The organism is Brevundimonas sp. UBA5936 (assembly GCA_002430835.1).
Lineage (GTDB): Bacteria > Pseudomonadota > Alphaproteobacteria > Caulobacterales > Caulobacteraceae > Brevundimonas.
Window position 1 is genome coordinate 1 of the sequence record DJDA01000010.1, and the last position, 3,010, is coordinate 3,010.

Consider the following 3,010-nt stretch of genomic DNA (forward strand, 5'->3'; position numbering starts at 1 on the left):
CGCCAACCAGGGCGCGGGCCCGGGCTGCGCCAGCCGGCTCGGCCGGGGGCGGGTCAGGCGCGGGCGGCGGCGCGTCCAGCGCGGGCCCGGCGGCGCCGCCCAGCAGGACGGCGGCGAACAGGGCGGCGGCGCGCTTCACGCCTGCGCCTCGACCGGCTCGACCGGCTGGGCGGCCTTCTTCACGCGCGAGCCCGCCCCGACGCGCAGGCGCCGGTCCAGCAGGGAGATCAGCCCGCCCAGCGCCATCAGCGCCGGTCCCAGGAAGATGAGCCGCGCCCAGGGATTGTAGTAGATGCGCACGATCCAGGCGCGCTCGCCGTCGTCGGTCGCCGCGCGGTCGCCCATGACCGCGTAGACATCGTCCAGACCGCGGAAGTCGAGGCCGACCTCGGTCGTCGTCTGGCCGCCCGCCGGGAAGAAGCGGCGCTCGGCGGTGATGACGCGTTCGGGCGCGCGGCCGTTGACCGGCATGATGGTCAGGCGGCCCTGCTCGGCCAGGTAGTTCGGCCCTTCGATGACCTGCACCGCATCCAGCCGCGCCTTCCACGGCCCGGCGGCGACTTCCCCGCCCAGCGGCAGGGCCAGCGCGGCCTCGGCCTTGAAACTGGTCTCGACCACGGCCCCCAGAATTAAGACGCCCAGACCGGCGTGAGCCAGCGCCATGCCCCAGGCGCCCAGCGGCAGGCCCTTGGCGCGGCGCAGCGTCTCGGCCAAGGGCGCGCGTAAGGCCTTGGTGCGCACGCCCAGCTCCGCCAGCGCCCCACAGATCAGCCACGCCCCGACGCCCAGCCCTGCGGCGGCCAGCGCCTTCTTGGGCTCGAACAGGAAGAAGGCGGCGAAGGCGGCGGCGATCGCCAGAGCGGCGGCCAGCCACAGGCGCTGCAAGGCGCCCTTCAGATCGCCCCGCTTCCACGCCAGCAGCGGCCCGGCGGGCAGGATCAGACAGGCCACGATCATCAGCGGATTGAAGACGGCGTTGAAATAGGGCGGGCCGACCGAGATGGTCGCCCCCGTCGCCGCCTCGAGGATCAGCGGATAGAGGGTGCCGAGCAGCACCGTCGCCGCCGCCGCTGTCAGGAACAGGTTGTTCAGCACCAGCGTCCCCTCGCGGCTGACCGGCGCGAAGGCGGCGCCGGAACGGATGGCCGGGGCGCGAAGAGCGAACAGAATGAAGGCCGCGCCCGCCGCGACGCCCAGAATGGCGAGCAGCATCATCCCCCGCTGGGGATCGACCGCGAAGGCGTGGACGCTGGTCAGCACGCCCGAGCGCACCAGAAACGCGCCCAGCATGGAGAAGGTGAAGGCCAGGATCGCCAGGAAGACCGTCCAGCCCGCCAGCGCCCCGCGCCGCTCGGTGACGATGGCCGAGTGCAGCAGGGCCGCGCCCGCCAGCCACGGCATGAAGCTGGCGTTCTCGACCGGATCCCAGAACCACCAGCCGCCCCAGCCCAGTTCGTAATAGGCCCAGAAGGAGCCCAGCGCGATGCCGACGGTCAGCAGGGCCCAGGACGCCAGCGCCCACGGCCGCACCCAGCGGCCCCAGGCCGGATCGACGCGCTTCTCGATCAGGGCGGCGACCGCCAGGGAGAAGCAGACCGAAAACCCGACATAGCCGCCGTAGAGCAGCGGCGGGTGCACCGCCAGCGCCGGATCCTGCAGCAGGGGGTTCAGGGATGCGCCCTGCACCGGCGCCGGGTCCAGCCGGAAGAAGGGGTTGGAGGTGAAGGCGGCGAAGGCCAGGAACAGGCTCGACAGGGCCGCCTGCACGGCCACGGCCGAGGTCTTCAGCCCGAACGGCAGGCCGCGCGCCAACGCCAGCGCCCCGCCGAAGACCGTCATCACCAGACACCACAGCAGCAGCGAGCCCTCATGGCTGCCCCAGGCGGCGGCGACCTTGTAGAAGACCGGCTTGTCGGTGTGGCTGTTCATGGCCACGTTCGACACCGAGAAGTCCGACACCACGAAGGCGTAGATCAGGGCGGCGAAGGCCAGGGCGATCGCCGCGGCCGAGGCCAGCATGGCGCCGCCCCCCGCCCCGGCCAGCACAGGGCTGAGCCGCAGACGGCCCGCCGTGGTCAGCGCCAGGCTGAGCGCCGACAGCACCAGCGCCAGGATCAGGGCGAAGGAGCCCAGTTCGACGATCAAGGCTTAGGCCCCCTGCTGGACGGTTGCGGCGGCGGGCGCGGCCTCGTCGCCCTCGGGCCGCCACTCGCCCTTTTCCTTCAGCCGGTCGGCGACTTCGCGCGGCATATAGGTCTCGTCGTGCTTGGCCAGCACCTGGCTGGCCTCGAAGGTGCGGTCGGGGCGGAAGGCGCCCTGCGCCACAATGCCCTGCCCCTCGCGGAACAGGTCGGGCAGGTCGCCGTGATAGATCACCTGCGCCGTCGCCCCGTTGTCGGTGACGACGAAGACGACGGAGCCGTCGGCGGCCTTGTGCACGCTGCCCGCCTCGACCAGACCGCCCAGGCGGATCATCTGGCCGGCCGGAACCTTCTGCGGCGTCACCTCCGAGGGGGAGTAGAAGAAGGTCACATTGTCCTTCATCGCCCACAGCGACAGGCCGACGGCCAGCGCCAGCACCGGCGCCGCAGCGATGACGACCCACAGGCGGCGGCGCGCCTTGGGCGATTTGGGCAACCAGCTCATGTCGACGATCCGGGGACGGCGGAAAACACCACCGCGTATAGGGCGAGGTTAAGGGCGGGCCAACGGCTCATCGGGCGGCCTCGGCCAGGCGATTCTGCAGGTCGGCGCGGCGCGGATCCGAGGGCGCCAGCACAGCGATCAGCGGCGTCCACATGGCTTCGGCCTCAGCCCGGTCGCCGCGCGCCAGAGCGGCCTCGCCCAGATAGAAGCGCGCGCCCAACTGGTCGGGGTCCAGCTTGACCGCCTGGCGGAAGGCCGCCTCGGCGTCGCCGTCGACCGCGCCGTCATTGGCCCGCACCAGGCTCTCGCCCAGCCGCGCCCAGCTCTGGGCGTCGTCCGGCTGGATGGCCAGGGCGCGGCGGAA

At 72.5% G+C, this 3,010-nt stretch carries 3 protein-coding genes; all 3 read right to left on the bottom strand.

All coding sequences use genetic code 11. From position 1 onward, the window contains the following. Nucleotides 1-135 precede the first annotated feature (135 nt). The gene (locus tag B2Y21_RS00815; protein WP_292056029.1) at nt 136-2,145 is read right to left on the bottom strand and encodes a heme lyase CcmF/NrfE family subunit; all 2,010 of its coding nucleotides are present in this window, start codon (nt 2,143-2,145) and stop codon (nt 136-138) included. A 3-nt stretch (nt 2,146-2,148) separates the two neighbouring features. Then, nucleotides 2,149-2,646, bottom strand: a complete 498-nt coding sequence (ccmE, locus tag B2Y21_RS00820; protein WP_046651689.1) for a cytochrome c maturation protein CcmE — start codon at nt 2,644-2,646, stop codon at nt 2,149-2,151. A 67-nt stretch (nt 2,647-2,713) separates the two neighbouring features. Then, nucleotides 2,714-3,010, bottom strand: a 297-nt coding sequence (locus tag B2Y21_RS00825; RefSeq protein ID WP_292056031.1) for a tetratricopeptide repeat protein, incomplete at its 5' end; no start/stop codon positions are given.

Excerpts from the sequence above, each read along its gene's own strand:
- ccmE (WP_046651689.1), bottom strand. The coding sequence starts at position 2,646 with ATGAGCTGGTTGCCCAAATCGCCCAAGGCGCGCCGCCGCCTGTGGGTC.